The sequence below is a fragment of the Brevundimonas sp. UBA6550 genome (genome assembly GCF_002434505.1).
Classification (GTDB): domain Bacteria; phylum Pseudomonadota; class Alphaproteobacteria; order Caulobacterales; family Caulobacteraceae; genus Brevundimonas.
The window spans coordinates 551,114-566,522 of sequence record NZ_DJKE01000008.1 but is presented as its reverse complement, the minus strand read 5'-3'; the positions used below and the strand labels follow the sequence as shown (position 1 = coordinate 566,522).

Below are 15,409 nucleotides of genomic sequence, written 5' to 3'. Positions count from 1 at the left end.
GCCGCGAACCCGGCTCTAACCAGAGGCATGACCGAGGCCGTCGAACCGCTGCGTCCCGCCGGCCGGAAGGCCGATCCCCTGGCGCCGATCCTGTTCGCCGTCGCCATCTTCACCTCGGCCTGTCTGGTCTTCGTGGTGCAGCCGATGGCGGCCAAGCTGATCCTGCCGACGCTGGGCGGGTCGCCGTCGGTGTGGAACGCCTCGATGGTCTTCTTCCAGACCGCGCTGCTTGCCGGATACGCCTATGCTCACCTGTTGCAGCGCCTGCCGAGCCTGAGGGCGCAGGTGGGGGCGCATCTGGCCCTGCTGGCGCTGGCGGCGCTGTTCCTGCCGCTGAGAATAAACGGGGTGTTCGGCGATCCCGATGCGGCGCAGCCGGCGCTGTGGCTGCTGGCGACCCTGGCCGTTTCGATCGGCGCGCCGTTTGCGGTGCTGTCGGCGACCGCGCCTCTGTTGCAGGCCTGGTACGCGCGGGTGCGGGCGGGTCATGCGGACGGGGCCAACCCCTATGTCCTTTACGCCGCGTCCAACCTGGGCAGTTTTCTGGCGCTGTTGGCCTATCCGATCCTGATCGAGCCCCTGGCCAGCCTGTCGGGTCAGCGGCTGGGGTGGAGCCTGGGCTATGGCCTGTTCGTGGCGATGGTGATCGGCCTGGGGCTGCTGGTCTGGCGCCGGCGCCAGGTCGGGGCGGCCGAGCCGGCGCCCCTGGCCGTCAGCGCCCCCATTCCGTGGCGCGAAAAGGGGATGCTGGTGCTGCTGGCCGCCGCGCCGTCCAGTCTGATGCTGGGGGTGACGGCGCATCTGGCGACGGATGTGGCCTCTGCGCCCTTCCTGTGGGTGATCCCGCTGGCGCTGTATCTGCTGACCTTCGTGATCGCCTTCCAGACGCGGCCGGCCGTTTCGCCGGTTCTGGCGCTGAGCCTGCAAGGGGCGATGGCGGCGGCGTGCGCGGCCCTGATCGCCTTTCGCACCGGCGAGTGGGTGCTGGTCTTCACGGTCAATCTGGCGGCCTTCTTCTTCACGGCCCTGATGTGCCATCAGCGGCTGGCGGCCCGGCGGCCGCCGCCGGATCGGCTGACCGAATTCTATCTGCTGCTGTCGCTGGGCGGGGTGGTCGGCGGGGCCTTCAACGGCCTGATCGCGCCGATGGTGTTCAACATGGTCTGGGAATATCCGCTGGTCCTGGTGGCCGCGGCCCTGCTGAGGCCCTGGAGCCGGCGCGAGATACGGCCGTGGGAGATCATGTGCGGCGTCGCCGGCGTCGTGATCGCCTTCCTGGGGCCGCTGTCGATGGAGGCGGTGCGTTACGCGCCCGACATCCGCGCGGCGGTGCCCGACGCGCAGTTGATCCGCATAGCTCAAGCCATCCTGGGCATCGCGGCCATGTTCGCCTTTTTGGTGCGGGACCGGGCGGTGATGTTCGCCGTGGTGCTGGGGGCCATCGTCTGGTCGGGGTATCACCTGGCGAGAGGCTATGACTGGGCCCTGTCGGAGCGCAGCTTCTTTGGCGTCATGCGTGTGGCCCAGATCGACGATCCGCTGATGGGCGGGCCGGTCCATGTTCTGATGCACGGCACGACCCTGCATGGGGCGCAGGCGCAAGCGCCGGCGCGGCTGTGCCAGCCGACCCTGTATTACGCCACTTCCACGCCGCTGGGGCAGGCCATGTTGCAGACCCAGGCGCGTCATCTGGACGGGGCGCGGGTCGGGGTGGTCGGTCAGGGATCGGGCGCCATGGCGGCCTATAAGCGCGAGCAGGATCGGCTGACCTTCTTCGAGATCGATCCGATGGTGGACCGGCTGTCGCGCGATCCGCGCTGGTTCAGCTTCATCGACGGGTGCGCCGACGGGCGTGTGCGCACAGTGATCGGCGATGCGCGCCTGACCATGGATCGAGAGCCGGCCGGGTCGTATGACCTGTTGATCATCGACGCCTTTTCCTCGGACGCCGTGCCGACGCATCTGCTGACGGTGGAGGCGATCAGAGGTTATCTGCGGCTGCTGGCGCCGGACGGGGTAGTGGTGCTGCATCTGTCGAACAGAAACCTGGAGATCACCCGGCCGGCCGAGGCGGCGGCGCAGGCGCTGGGCTCGCCACACCTGCATCAGGTCTATCTGGAGAAGTCGGGGCAGGGCCAGATGGCCGAGGCCTCGACCGAGGCCCTGCTGATCGGCAAGAGCGAGGCGGCGGTGCAGCCCTATCGCGACGACGGCCGCTGGCGCGTGCTGGACAAGACCGACGTCCGTCCGTGGACGGACGATTACGTCAATCTGTTCGGCTCGCTGGTGCGCCAGATGCGATATTCGCGCTAGCGGACGGGCATTTCCACCGCGACCACGGCATGGGCGGCCAGCCCCTCGCCGCGGCCGGTGAAGCCCAGGCCCTCGGTCGTGGTGGCCTTGACGCTGACGACGTCCAGCGGAAGGTCCAGCAGGGCGGCGATCCGGTCGCGCATGGCCTGGCGGTGCGGCTTCACCTTGGGACGTTCGCAGATCAGGGTGACGTCGACATTGACGATCCGGCCTCCGCGCTGGGCCGTCAGTTCGGCGGCGTGGACCAGGAACTGGTCGGACGAGGCGCCCTTCCACTTCGGATCGGTCGGGGGGAAATGGTCGCCGATGTCGCCGGCCGCGATGGCGCCCAGGATGGCGTCGGTCAGGGCGTGAAGGCCCGCGTCGGCGTCGGAATGGCCGATCAGCGTCTGATCGTGCGGCACCTCGATCCCGCACAGCCAGACCGAACCGCCCGGGCCCCAGCGATGGACGTCGTAACCCGAGCCGATGCGGGTCTGGTAGCGGGGGGCGTCTTGCGACAGCAGGGTCTCGGCCATGGCGAAATCCTCGGGGAAGGTCAGTTTCAACAGGCGAGGATCGCCGGGAACCAGAATGACGCGGCCGCCGGCGCGCTGGACCACCATGGCCTCGTCCGTCGGCGGTTCAGCGTCGGCCCAGGCGGCGTAGGCGGATTCGATCACGCCGCGCCGGAACGCCTGGGGGGTCTGGGCGCGCCACAGGTCGTCGCGGGCCACCGCCTGGGTGATCGTGCGGTCGTCGGCGCGACGCAGGCTGTCGGCGACGGCCAGGGCGGGCAAGGCCCCGTCGGCGTCGTCAAGCGCCGCGACCAGGCGCGCGATGATCTCGGTGCTCAACAGCGGGCGCGCGGCGTCGTGGATCAGGACGGGTCGATCCGGGGCGCAGGTCAGGGCGGCCAAGCCGGCCTGCACAGAATCGGCGCGGGCGTCGCCGCCGGCGATGGCGCGCCAGCCGCTCAGGCCGTTCAGGGCCTCGGCCGCGCGGCCTTCCGCGCCCGGCGCCACCACCACGATCAGTTCGGCGGCCCCGGCGCCCAGCATCGCCTCGGCCGACCAGCGCAGCACGGGCTTGCCGCCCAGCCGCCGCCACTGTTTGTCGCCCCCGGCGCGCGAACCGGAACCGGCCGCGACGATGATGCCCGAAAAAGTCATGGCGGCCTTGATAATGCGCGCCGCGACCAGGCGAAACCATCAATCGGCCCCGGTCATGCTTGACGAAGGGGGGAGTGATGCTGCGAAAGGCGCGGATGGCCAAGACCCTTCAGATCGGCGATGTGACCGTGCCCGGCCAGGTGCTGATGGCGCCGATGACCGGCGTGACCGACCTGCCGTTCCGCGTGCTGGCGTCCAAACTGGGCGCCGCCTATGTCGCGACCGAGATGGTGGCGGCCAAGGAACTGGCGCGCGCCCGGCCCGATGTGGTGCGGCGCGCGGCGGTTGGGGCGGGGTTGCCGCTGACGGTGATCCAACTGGTGGGGCGCGATCCCGAACAGATGGCCGAGGGCGCGCGCATGGCCGAAAAGGCCGGGGCCGACATCGTCGATCTGAACTTCGGCTGTCCGGCCAAGGAGGTGACGGGATCGGCCGCCGGTTCCGCCCTGATGCGGACGCCGGATCTGGCGTGTCGGATCATGGAGGCCGTGGTCGGGGCGACCGCGCGGCCGGTGACGGTCAAGATGCGGCTGGGCTGGGACGACGACAGCCGCAACGCCGCCGATCTGGCCGCGCGCGCCGAGCAGATCGGGGTCAAGGCGGTGACGGTCCACGGCCGCACCCGCAAACAGTTCTATACCGGCCATGCGGACTGGGACGCGGTGGGGGCGGTAAAGGCGGCGGTGGCCATTCCGGTCATCGTCAATGGCGACATCATCACGGCCGAGGCGGCGCGCCAGGCGCTGGCGCAGTCCGGGGCGGATGGACTGATGCTGGGACGCGGCGTCTATGGGCGACCCTGGCTGGCGGCGCATCTGGAGCGGGCGCTGAGCGACGGCGTCGATCTGGCCGAGCCTGGCCCGGAGGCGCGCCTGGCCATCGTGGTGGAGCATCTGCGGGCGTCCATCGCGTTTTACGGGATGCCTCTGGGCCTGAAGATGTTCCGCAAACATCTGGGCTGGTACATCGAGCAAGCGCCGTGGCCGGCCGATCCGCAACACCGCCGCGAGGCGAAGGCAAGAATTTGCCGATTGGATGAGCCGCAAGCCGTCGAAGCCGCCATGCATGATCTCTGGCGATCGGATTTGCCACAGATCGACAAGTCCGTTGTTGAAAATGCGCCACAGGTGATGGAGAGTGCTGTGGCATGACGGATACGCCTTCAGCGACGACATCTGCGCCCGGCCGTACGCCGGACGATGAGTCGTTCTGGGGGTGGGTCGATACGGAACGGGCGCGGACCGGGTTCGGGGTCGCCTATTTCCTGGCCGTGGCGATCACGGCGGCGGCGATCTGGCTCGTGGCCGTGGCCCCCGGCAGCGGCGGCGGCGCGGCGCGCGGGTCCAGCAGCGAAATCGCCCTGATCGTGCTGATCGCCAATCTGGTGTTGATCGGCGGGCTGGCCTTCATCGTGGGGCGTCGCGTGCTGACCCTGGCGCGCAGCACGGAAGAAGCGGGGTCGCGCCTGCATCTGCGTTTCGTGGCCCTGTTCTCGATGGTGGCCCTGATCCCTTCGGTGCTGATCGCCCTGGTGTTCGGCGTGCTGGTCAATCGGGGGGTGGACCAGTGGTTCAGCGAGAACGTGCAGGCGTCCGTGGAAAACGGCGCGATCGTCGGCAGGGCCTATATTCAGGATGTGTCGTCGGCGATGGACGCCGATCTCGGGACGATTTCGGAACAGTTGGGCAGCGCAAGGGGCCTGTTCGACGACCGCATCCAGTTCAACGCCGCCCTGGCTCAGGTCGGCGAAATTTTCGGGTATCCCGCGATCTACATTCTGACTGATCGCGGCGAGGTGCTGGCGCGCGCCGAAAAGGTGGGCGCGCCCCCCTATCTGGCGCCGCCTAAAGACATCATAGAAGCGGCGGCCGAGGGCGGTCAGCCGCCGCAAACGGTGACCGAACATCCCGATGCTGTGCGGTCCATCATCGCCTTGCCGGACTATGGCGACGCCTTCCTCTATTTGGTGCGGCCGCTGCAGGATGGCTTGGTTGCGCGGATGAACACGTCGATCCAGTCGATCCAGGCCTATCGCGAGGCGCAGGAAAGCCGGGCGCGGATTCAGTCGGCCTTCATTCTCAGCTATCTGGAGACGGCGCTGCTGGTGCTGGTGGGCGCGGTCTGGCTGGGGATGTCGGCGGCCAGCAGCATTTCCGCCCCCATCGGACGGCTGGTGAAGGCGGCGGGCCAGATCGCGGGCGGCGACTTCACCGCACGGGTGGACAGCGCCGGCGCCCCGGCCGAGATCGCCACCCTGTCGGACGCCTTCAACCGCATGACCGGCGATCTGCAGGACCAGCAGAGCGCCCTGAAGGCCGCCAGCGACGAGGCGCAGGACCGCAGCCGTTTCATCGAGACCGTGCTTTCGGGCGTCAGCGCCGGCGTGATCGGCCTGGACCGGCGTGGTCGCGTGTCCGCCATCAACGACAGCGCCCTGCAACTGCTGCACATCGAAGAGGGCGAAGTGCTGGGGCACGAACTGGCGGCCCTGTCGCCGGAACTCAGCGATCTGGTGCGTCGGGCCGAAGCCCATATCGAGGAGGACATCGACGTCAGCCGGGGCGGCGACACCCGGCGCCTGCGCGTTCGCATCGAGGGCGGGCAGGGGGGCGAGATGGTCCTGACCTTCGACGACATCACCCGCCTGGTGACGGCCCAGCGCAATGCCGCCTGGCGCGACGTGGCTCGCCGCATCGCCCATGAGATCAAGAACCCCCTGACGCCGATCCAACTGTCGGCCGAGCGGCTGAAGCGCAAATATCGCGCGCGGATCGGCGAGGATGTCGAGATCTTCGACCGCTGCACCGACACCATCATCCGCCAGGTCGGGGATATCGGTCGGATGGTGGACGAGTTCTCGTCCTTCGCCCGGATGCCGGCGCCGCGGTTCGCCCCGTCGAACCCGTCGGAGATGCTGCGTGAGGCGGTGTTCGCCCAGCGCGTGGCCGCGCCGGACATCGTTGTGAATATCGTCGAGCCGCTGCCGCAGGTGGTGCTGGAAAGCGACGGGCGGATGGTGGGGCAGGCCCTGCTGAACATCCTGAAGAACGCCGGCGAATCCGTCGCGGCGCGTCGGGCGGCGGCGGGCGAGGATGCGGCGTCGGACGATACCGGCGTGATGGCCTCTCTGGTCGTCGAGGACGGCCACGCGACCTTCGTCATAGAGGACGATGGCGTGGGCCTGCCGGCGCGCGACCGCGACCGGCTGACCGAACCCTATGTGACCACGCGCGAGAAGGGCACGGGCCTGGGTCTGGCCATCGTCAAACGCATTTGCGAGGATCACGGCGGCGAGCTGAAGCTGGCCGACGCCCAGACGCTGCGCGGCGCGCGCGTGTGCATGATCTTCCCCCTGAACCCCCACGGCAAGGCCGGCGACGGCGTGGAGCGCAGGCTCCAGACCGTCGCCGCCGAATAGCGAGGCAAGATGCGACCTACCGGTTCCGACATTCTGGTCGTCGACGACGAAGCCGACATCCGCGACCTGGTCTCCGGCCTTCTGGAGGACGAGGGCCATGCGGTGCGCGTCGCCGCCAACTCCGACGAGGCGCTGGCCGCGATCCGGGCCAGGAAGCCTTCGCTGGCCATCCTGGACATCTGGATGCAGGGCGGCGGGCTGGACGGGCTGGAGCTGCTGGAGGTGGTCAAGGAGTTGGATCCCGACCTGCCGGTGGTGATGATTTCGGGCCACGGCAATATCGAGACGGCGGTGACGGCGCTGAAACGCGGCGCCTATGACTTCATCGAAAAGCCGTTCAAGTCGGACCGGCTGGTGGTGGTGGTCGAGCGCGCCATCGAGGCGGCGACGCTGAGGCGCGAGAACCGCCGCCTGCGCGCCCAGACCATGACGCCGTCGGGCCTGATCGGCCGGTCGCAGGCGGCCCAGGCGCTGCGCAGCACCATCGCCAAGGTGGCCCAGGCCAACAGCCGCGTCCTGATCTCGGGCCCCGCCGGTTCGGGCAAGGAACTGGTCGCGCGCCAGATTCACGAAGGCAGCCCGCGCGCGCGGGCCGAGTTCGTGGCCATCTCCGCCGCCGGCATGACGCCGGAACGCCTGGACGTCGAGCTGTTCGGCGAGGAGGGACAGGACGGGCGGCCGCGCAAGATCGGCGTGTTCGAACGCGCCCACAACGGCACCCTGTATCTGGACGAGATCAGCGACATGCCGCGCGAGAGCCAGAGCCGCATCCTGCGCGTCCTGGTCGATCAGCGGTTCCGCCGCGTCGGCGGCGAGCAGGACGTTCAGGTCGATGTGCGCGTCGTCACCTCGACCTCGCGCGACCTGAAGTCGGAAATCGCCGAAGGGCGGTTCCGCGAGGATCTGTTCCACCGGCTGAACGTGGTGCCGATCCGCGTGCCGGCCCTGTCGGAAAGGCGCGAGGACATCGCCGAACTGGTCGAATATTTCGTGGACACCATCAGCGCCTCGCAAGGCCTGCCCAAACGGATCGTCGGCGACGATGCGGTGGCGGTGCTGCAGGTTCATCCGTGGCCCGGCAACATCCGGCAACTGCGCAACAATATCGAACGGCTGCTGATCCTGGCGACCGGCGACCCGGCCGAGACGATCACGGCCGATATGCTGCCGCAGGAGGTGGCGACATCGAACGGCGGCGGGGCGAACCTGGGCGGTGAGCGCACCATCGCCCTGCCGCTGCGCGAGGCGCGCGAGGTGTTCGAGCGCGAGTATCTGGCGGCCCAGATCATGCGGTTCGGCGGCAATATTTCGCGCACCGCCGCCTTCATCGGCATGGAGCGCTCGGCCCTGCACCGGAAGTTGAAGTCGCTAGGCGTGTCGCCCGCGCGCGGCGGCGAAGAGGACGAGCCGGCCTGATGTCGCGCATCGCCTACGTCAACGGCGCCTATAGCCCGCATGGGCAGGCGGTGGTGCATATCGAGGATCGCGGCTTTCAGTTCGCCGACGGGGTCTATGAGGTCTGGTCGGTGATGGACGGCCGGCTGGCCGATTTCGACGGCCATATGGCGCGGCTGAATCGCAGCCTGGACGCGCTGAAGATCGAGACCCCGATGACGGCGGCGGCGCTGGGTCTGGTGTTGCGCGAGACGGTTCGGCGCAATCGGGTGCGCGAGGGCATGGTCTATCTGCAGGTCACGCGGGGCACGGCGGCGCGCGACCACGCCTTTCCGACCGACGCGGCGCCCAGCGTGATCGTGACGGCCAAGTCGGTCGACCGGGCGCGGGGACAGGCGATGGCGGCCAAGGGCGCGGCGGGCGTGACCCAACCCGACATCCGCTGGGGCCGCTGCGACATCAAGACGGTGGGCCTGCTGCCCAATGTACTGGCCAAACAGGCTGCGCGCGAACGCGGCGCCTACGAATGTCTGATGTACGACGACCTGGGTCTGGTGACCGAGGGCGCATCGACCAACGCCTGGATCGTGGACGAGGACGGCCGTCTGCGGACCCGCGACACCCAGGCCAATATTCTGCGGGGGATCACCCGCGAGGCGGTGCTGAAACTGGTCGCGGCCGAGGGGATGGCGCTGGACGAACGCCCCTTTTCGGTCGAGGAGGCCAAGCGGGCGCGCGAGGTCTTCGTCACCGCCGCCAGCGCCTTCGTCATGCCGCTGATCTCGCTGGACGGCGTGAAGATCGGCGACGGCAGGCCGGGCCCGGTCGCCACACGTCTGCGCGACGTCTATCTTGAACAGGCGCGCAGAGAGGCCATTTAGGCCGTTGCCCCTGCGGGCGAGCGGCGGCTAAGGTCGTGGTCGGCCGCATCGGCCCCGCGCCGGTCAACCGGCGACGAACAACGAAGAACAGGAAAAACCTGCCATGTCGCAAGACAAACGTCAGAACCTTCAGGACACCTTCCTCAATTCGGTCCGCAAGACCAAGACGCCGCTGACCATCTTCCTGGTCAACGGGGTCAAGCTGCAGGGCATCGTGACCTGGTTCGACAACTTCTGTGTGCTGCTGCGCCGCGATGGCCAGTCCCAGCTGGTGTACAAGCACGCCATCTCCACCATCATGCCGTCCGCGCCCGTGCAACTGTACGAGCCCGACGCCGAAGAAGACTGATTGACCCAAAAATTGATCGACCACGCCGTCCCGCTGATCCGGGCGGTCGTCCTCCATCCCGACCGACGCTCCGACAGCCCTCGGCTGGCGAGCGAGCGCCTTGAGGAAGCGGCGGGCCTCGCCCGCGCGCTGGATCTCGACGTGCGCGCCGAGGAGATCGTGCGGCTGCGCGGGACCACGCCTGCGACCCTGTTCGGGTCCGGCAAGGTGGAGGAACTGGCCGCCCTGGTCCGCGCCGCTGATGCCGAAGCGGTCATCATCGACGACGCCCTGACGCCGGTGCAGCAGCGCAATCTGGAAAAGGCGTGGGAGGTGAAGGTCATCGACCGCACCGGCCTGATCCTGGAAATCTTCGGTCGCCGGGCGCGCACGAAGGAAGGCCGCCTTCAGGTCGAACTGGCCCGGCTGGATTACGAACGCTCGCGTCTGGTGCGGACCTGGACCCACCTTGAGCGCCAACGCGGGGGCACCGGCTCGACCGGCGGTCCCGGCGAAACCCAGATCGAACTGGACCGGCGCCTGATCGCCGACCGGATCGTGCGGTTGAAGGCCGAACTGGAAGAGGTGCGCCGCACGCGCGGCCTGCACCGCAAACAGCGTCAGAAGGTTCCGTTCCCGACCATCGCCCTGGTCGGCTACACCAATGCGGGCAAGTCGACCCTGTTCAACCGACTGACGGGGTCGGAGGTCTTCGCAAAGGACCTGTTGTTCGCGACGCTGGACACGACCCAGCGCACGATCCGCCTGCCGCAGGGCCGCCCGGCCATTGTGGCGGATACCGTCGGCTTCATTTCGGACCTGCCGCACGAACTGGTCGAAAGCTTCCGCGCCACACTGGAAGAGGTCGGTGAGGCCGATCTGATCCTGCACGTGCGCGACATCGCTTCGCCCGACAGCGACGCCCAGGCCAAGGACGTGGAGGCGGTGCTGAAACAGATCGAGACGCCCGAGGGCAAGACCCGCCGGGTTCTGGAGGTCTGGAACAAGATCGACCTGCTGGACGACGAAGCGCGCGAGGCCGTGCTGGGTCAGGCCGAACGTCTGGCCAGGGAAGGCGAGGCGGTCGCCGTGTCGGCCTGGACGGGCGAGGGGATCGAGCCCCTGCGCCAGACCATCGCCGGCCTGATCGACGACGACCCGGAAACCCAGCTGACGCTGGCGCCGCATCAGGGCGAGGCGCTGGCCTGGCTGTATGAACACGGGCGGGTGACGACGCGCGATACGGACGAGCTTGGCCGCACTCATGTCACGGTGCGGCTGCATCCAGGGGCGCTCGGACGATTCGAGCGTCTGTATCCCGATCTGGCCGGCTAGGTTTCAATGCATCTGATCGAAACCATACTGCTGCTGCTTCTGGCTGTCGTGGTGTCGGGTTCGATCGCGCGCATGACCCGGATCGCCCTGCCGCTGGTGCAGATCGCGCTGGGGGCGGCGCTGGTGCTGATCACCGGGTCCACGGTCGATCTGGAGCCGGACATCTTCTTCCTGCTGTTCCTGCCGCCACTGCTGTTCCTGGACGGGTGGCGCATCCCCAAGGAAGACCTGTTCCGCGACCGGGCGGTGATCCTGGAGCTGGCGCTGGGCCTGGTGCTGTTCACCGTGCTGGGGCTGGGTTTCCTGCTGTGGTGGATGATCCCGGAAATGCCGCTGCCGGTGGCCTTTGCGCTTGCGGCCATCCTGTCGCCGACCGACCCCATCGCCGTCCAGGCCATCGCCGCCCGCGCGCCGATCCCCAAGCGGCTGATGCATATTCTGGAGGGCGAGTCGCTGCTGAACGATGCGACGGGCCTGACCTGTATGCGGATCGCGGTGATCGCGGCGACGACAGGCGCCTTCTCCGTCGGGAACGCCATCGGGACCTTCCTGTGGCTGGCCCTGGTCGGGGTGGCGGTCGGCGTGGCCAGCGCCATGGCCATCAGCTACGCCAAGACCATGATCAGCCGACGCTGGGGCGAGGATGTCGGGGCGCAGATCCTGGTCAGCCTGCTGATCCCGTTCGCCGCCTATCTGATCGCCGAAGAGCTGGAGGCGTCGGGCATTCTGGCCGCCGTGGCCGCCGGCATCACCATGAGCTTCACCGAGCGTGGCGCCATTCCCGGCCAGTCGATGGCCATGACCCGCATCCGGCGCAGCGTGGTGTGGGACACGGTGCAGTTCGTCGCCAACGGCATCATCTTCGTGATCCTGGGCGAACAGATGCCGTCGATCCTGTCGCGCGCGGCCGAGGTGGTGCGCGGGACCAGCCGGCCCGAGGTCTGGTGGCTGGCGGTCTATGTCGTGGCCATCGTTGCGGCCCTGGCGGCGCTGCGGTTCATCTGGGTCTGGACCTCGCTGAAGCTGACGCTGTATCGGCGGCGCAATCGCCAGCCGCCGTCGCGCGTCGGCTTGCGGCTGACGCTGGTGATGTCGCTGGCCGGGGTGCGGGGCGCGATCACCCTGGCAGGCATTCTGACGCTGCCGTTCGTGCTGGGGGACGGGTCGCCCATGCCGTCGCGCAACCTGGCCATCTTCCTGGCGGCGGCGGTGATCATCGTTTCGCTGCTGGTGGCGACCTTCGCCCTGCCGCGGCTGTTGAAGGGGGTTGAGCTGCCGCCCGAGCCGTCGCACGAGCGCGAGGAGGATCGCGGCCGCGTCGCCGCCGCCTCGGCTGCCCTGCGGGCCGTGGAGGATGCGTCGCACGCCATGGCCGAGGGCAAGCCCAATCCCGACCTCTATTCCGATGTCGCCGGCCGGATCATGGAACTGTATCGCCAGCGGATCGAAAGCCGCACCCGCACCGACGAGGACGATGTCGAAGCCGCGCGCCTGAGCGACGCCATCGAACGGCATCTGCGGATGGCCGGTCTGGCGGCCGAGCGCGAGGAACTGGGGCGGCTGGCGCGCCTACGTCGACTGGACGAGGAGACGGCCAAGAAGCTGATCCGCGAAGTGGACCTGCAGGAACTGCGCTACTCCTGATCGGGGTCAGCGATCCATGAAGGCGGCGACGTCGGCGTAGCTGTGGGCCAGATAATGGGCGCCGCGCGTGGCCAGACGCTGGGCATGGCCGTCGCGCACGTGGCCCCCGGCCAGCAGGCCGACCACCGTCATGCCCGCCGCGACGCCGGCGGTGACGCCCGCCTCGGAGTCCTCGATGACCAGGGTGCGGGCCGGATCGACGCCCATGGTCCGGGCGGCGTGCAGGAACAGGTCGGGGTGCGGCTTGCCGCGCTCGACCGCCAGGCCGGTGAAGACGGAGCCGTCGAAATGATCGGTCAGGCCGAACAGGTCCAGCCCGACGCCGATCCAGTCCGGGCCGCTGGACGAGGCGATGCAGCGCGCCTCTGGCCGGGCGTGGGCGAAGTCGATCATGCCGGGCACCGGCGCCAGCTGATGCGGCGCGCGCTGGCGGCAGGTGGCGAACCAGGTGGTGTGGAAGTCGTCCGGGCAGGGGCGGCCCAGCCGGGCCTCGACCGCCGGGCGATTGTCGCGCCAGCGCTTGCCCATATAGGCGCCCAGCACCTCGTCCAGCGAGGTCGGCAGGCCGAGAGCGGTCAACTGCTCGGCCATGACGGTGCTGTTCAGCACCTCGCTGTCGGCGACGACGCCGTCGTAGTCGAAGATGATCAGGTCGTATGTCACGCAGGCGCCGTTCAAATATGAAGCGCGGCCTTCTCCGCGACCTTTGCGGCGTCCCAGAGGCGATCCATCTCGTCTAGGGTCGATTGGTCGGGGGTGCGGCCGCCCTTGGCCAGTTCAGCCTCGATGAAGCCGAAACGGCGAACGAACTTGGCGTTGGCGGCGCGCAGCGCATCCTCGGGCTCGACATCCAGCTTGCGCGCCAGGTTGGCGACGACGAACAGCAGGTCGCCCAGCTCCTCGCGCGCCTTGGCCTGGTCGCCGGCGGCGATCTCGACACGCAGCTCCTCGACCTCTTCCGCCAGCTTGTCGAACACCTCGTCGGTCGAGGGCCAGTCGAAGCCGACGCGACCGGCGCGTTTCGTGAGTTTTGCGGCGCGGGTCAGGGCGGGCAGGCCGACGGGCACGTCGTCCAGAACGCCGGGCTTCTGGCGGTCCTTTCGCTCGGCGGCCTTGATGACCTCCCAGGCGACGGTCTGTTCCCTGGACGACCGCTGGGCCTCATCGCCGAAGACGTGGGGGTGGCGGCGTTCCAGCTTGTCGGCGATGGCCGTGACCACGTCGTCGAAGGCGAACAGGCCCTGTTCCTCGGCCATGCGGGCGTGGAAGACGACCTGGAACAGCAGGTCGCCCAGTTCGCCCTTCAGTTCGGTCAGATCGTTGCGCTCGATGGCGTCGGCGACCTCATAGGCCTCCTCGATCGTATAGGGGGCGATGGTGGCGAAGGTCTGCTCCACGTCCCAGGGGCAGCCGCCGTCCGGGTCGCGCAGCCGCGCCATCACGCCCAGCAGACGGTCGATCGGCCTCATGCCCTGGCTCCGGCTTGGGCCCCGGCGTCGCGGGCTTCCAGAGCCGCGCGGATCTCGTCGTGGCGTTTGGCGGTCAGCGGATAGTTCTTCAGCACCACGCCCGCCAGGACCAGCAGAACGCCCGGCACGGCGATGAACAGGATCTGCAGCGTCAGCAGGGCCATGTCGCTGTTGCCGGCGGGGCCGGGCAGGGCGCGGAAGCCGACGCCCTGCAGGATCAGATAGGGGATCAGAGCGACGACGTGGCCGATCTTGGTAGTGGCCGACAGGATGGACAGCATCAGGCCGGTGCGGTCCACGCCGGTCTCGAACCGCTCTTCGTCGCCGGCGTCGGCCATCATGGCGCGCGTCAGGAACAGGCCCGCCGCATAGGGCAGGCCGGCGATGAACATGACCACGGCCGTCAGGACGAAGTTTCCGCCCGGAACCAGGGTCGCGCCGACATAGAGGACGGCGGACACCACGCTGGCCACCGCCAGGCCGCGATCCTTGCCCACGCGGGTCGCATACCAGGCCCAGAAGGGCGCGCCGCACAGGCCCGCGACGAAATAGAACAGCATGAACAGCCCGGCCTGGGTGTGATCGTAGCCCCTGATCTGGCCGAAGAAGAAGAACAGCAGCGAGCCGGTGATGCCCGGCGCCACGCCCAGCAACAGGTCCGAAAGCAGCAGCTTCCTGACCACCGGCTTCTTGAACAGGCTGAGATAGGCGCCCAGGCTGCCGTGCGGCTGGCCGCCGGTCGTGACCGGCTCGGGCACGGCGACCATGGCCAGGCCGATGGTGACGGGCAGGGCGATCACGATGGCCCAGCCCATGATCCGCACGCCGTCGGCATAGGCCCCGATCCCCGTCTGGACCACCACGGTCGGCAGCACCAGGATCAGCACCACGCCGATGATGTTGAACACCTGCCACCAGCCGTAGACGCGGCTGCGCTGATCGTATTGCGGCGCCAGGACGGCGGCCCAGCCCAGCTGGCCCAGGGTGCCGATCGAAAAGCCCAGATAGAGAAACAGCAGCCAGCCGAACAGATAGATGGGCGGCGCGCCCGGCTGGACCATGACGAACATCATATAGGCGGCCAGCATCAGCATGGGCGTCGACAGCGCCATCCACGGACGATAGCGGCCGAACCGTGTCCTGGTCCGGTCCATGCCCCAGCCGATGAAGGGGTCGAAGACGATGTCGATCAGGCGCACCGCCATGAAGACGGCCGCCACCACGCCCAGCTCCAGCCCGACGAAGGTGGCGTAGAACTCGGGCAGGGTGACGGGCAGGGCCACGCCGAAGGCCGCCAGGGGCAGGCAGGGGCCGGAAAAGGCGGCCAGAACGGCGTTGGAGCTGCGGGGCGTGGCGCGGGCGGGCGCGGATCGGGCGGTCATGAAAGAGGGTCCGAAACGGCCCGGATGAGTCGGACCTGTTGCACCATCGCAGCTTTGGCGCGTCAGCGGTATGGTGGACTTCGCGGTCGGCTT

The 15,409-nt window shown here is 68.7% G+C and carries 12 protein-coding genes; 8 read left to right on the top strand and 4 right to left on the bottom strand.

The features are described 5' to 3' along the window. Positions 1 to 27 precede the first annotated feature (27 nt). A complete protein-coding gene (locus B3Z70_RS10715; protein WP_292022229.1) occupies positions 28 to 2,313 on the top strand; it encodes a spermidine synthase in 2,286 nt (761 codons plus the stop codon). Here B3Z70_RS10715 and B3Z70_RS10710 read toward each other — a convergent pair. Next, positions 2,310 to 3,464: a bifunctional 2-C-methyl-D-erythritol 4-phosphate cytidylyltransferase/2-C-methyl-D-erythritol 2,4-cyclodiphosphate synthase gene (locus B3Z70_RS10710; protein WP_292045503.1), complete on the bottom strand. Its 1,155-nt coding sequence runs from the start codon at positions 3,462 to 3,464 to the stop codon at positions 2,310 to 2,312. The two genes, B3Z70_RS10715 and B3Z70_RS10710, sit on opposite strands and share 4 nt — an antisense overlap. 95 nt (positions 3,465 to 3,559) lie before the next feature. On the opposite strand from B3Z70_RS10710, the gene dusB reads away from it, so the two are divergent. The 7 genes from dusB to B3Z70_RS10675 all read left to right on the top strand — a co-directional run bounded on the left by dusB (position 3,560) and on the right by B3Z70_RS10675 (position 12,465). Further along, a complete protein-coding gene (dusB, locus tag B3Z70_RS10705) occupies positions 3,560 to 4,615 on the top strand; it encodes a tRNA dihydrouridine synthase DusB (protein WP_292024692.1) in 1,056 nt (351 codons plus the stop codon). Continuing rightward, on the top strand, positions 4,612 to 6,882 hold the full coding sequence (locus B3Z70_RS10700; RefSeq protein ID WP_292045501.1) for a sensor histidine kinase NtrY-like: 2,271 nt from the start codon (positions 4,612 to 4,614) through the stop codon (positions 6,880 to 6,882). Before dusB ends, B3Z70_RS10700 begins: the two co-directional genes overlap by 4 nt. A gap of 9 nt (positions 6,883 to 6,891) precedes the next feature. Then, entirely contained in the window at positions 6,892 to 8,298 is a 1,407-nt protein-coding gene (locus B3Z70_RS10695; protein WP_292024695.1) for a sigma-54-dependent transcriptional regulator, read from the top strand. After that, positions 8,298 to 9,158 carry a D-amino-acid transaminase gene (locus tag B3Z70_RS10690; RefSeq protein WP_292024696.1) on the top strand — a complete coding sequence of 287 codons (861 nt, stop codon included), beginning with the start codon at positions 8,298 to 8,300 and terminating at the stop codon, positions 9,156 to 9,158. Before B3Z70_RS10695 ends, B3Z70_RS10690 begins: the two co-directional genes overlap by 1 nt. Before the next feature lie 103 nt (positions 9,159 to 9,261). Further along, the gene (gene hfq / locus B3Z70_RS10685) at positions 9,262 to 9,507 is read left to right on the top strand and encodes an RNA chaperone Hfq (RefSeq protein WP_003164861.1); all 246 of its coding nucleotides are present in this window, start codon (positions 9,262 to 9,264) and stop codon (positions 9,505 to 9,507) included. Continuing rightward, complete coding sequence (gene hflX / locus B3Z70_RS10680) at positions 9,508 to 10,821, top strand: GTPase HflX (RefSeq protein WP_292024698.1); 1,314 nt, start codon at positions 9,508 to 9,510, stop codon at positions 10,819 to 10,821. A 6-nt stretch (positions 10,822 to 10,827) separates the two neighbouring features. Further along, positions 10,828 to 12,465, top strand: a complete 1,638-nt coding sequence (locus B3Z70_RS10675; RefSeq protein WP_292024700.1) for a Na+/H+ antiporter — start codon at positions 10,828 to 10,830, stop codon at positions 12,463 to 12,465. Between the two features lie 6 nt (positions 12,466 to 12,471). Here the strand turns inward: B3Z70_RS10675 and B3Z70_RS10670 are convergent, their stop codons facing one another. The 3 genes from B3Z70_RS10670 to B3Z70_RS10660 are packed head-to-tail and all read right to left on the bottom strand — an operon-like array spanning position 12,472 to position 15,316. Then, complete coding sequence (locus B3Z70_RS10670) at positions 12,472 to 13,128, bottom strand: HAD family hydrolase (RefSeq protein ID WP_292024703.1); 657 nt, start codon at positions 13,126 to 13,128, stop codon at positions 12,472 to 12,474. Positions 13,129 to 13,139: 11 nt separating this feature from the next. After that, entirely contained in the window at positions 13,140 to 13,934 is a 795-nt protein-coding gene (gene mazG, locus B3Z70_RS10665; RefSeq protein ID WP_292024706.1) for a nucleoside triphosphate pyrophosphohydrolase, read from the bottom strand. Then, positions 13,931 to 15,316 (bottom strand): MFS transporter, encoded by a 1,386-nt coding sequence (locus tag B3Z70_RS10660; RefSeq protein WP_292024708.1) that lies wholly within the window; start codon positions 15,314 to 15,316, stop codon positions 13,931 to 13,933. Before B3Z70_RS10660 ends, mazG begins: the two co-directional genes overlap by 4 nt. Positions 15,317 to 15,409 lie beyond the last annotated feature (93 nt).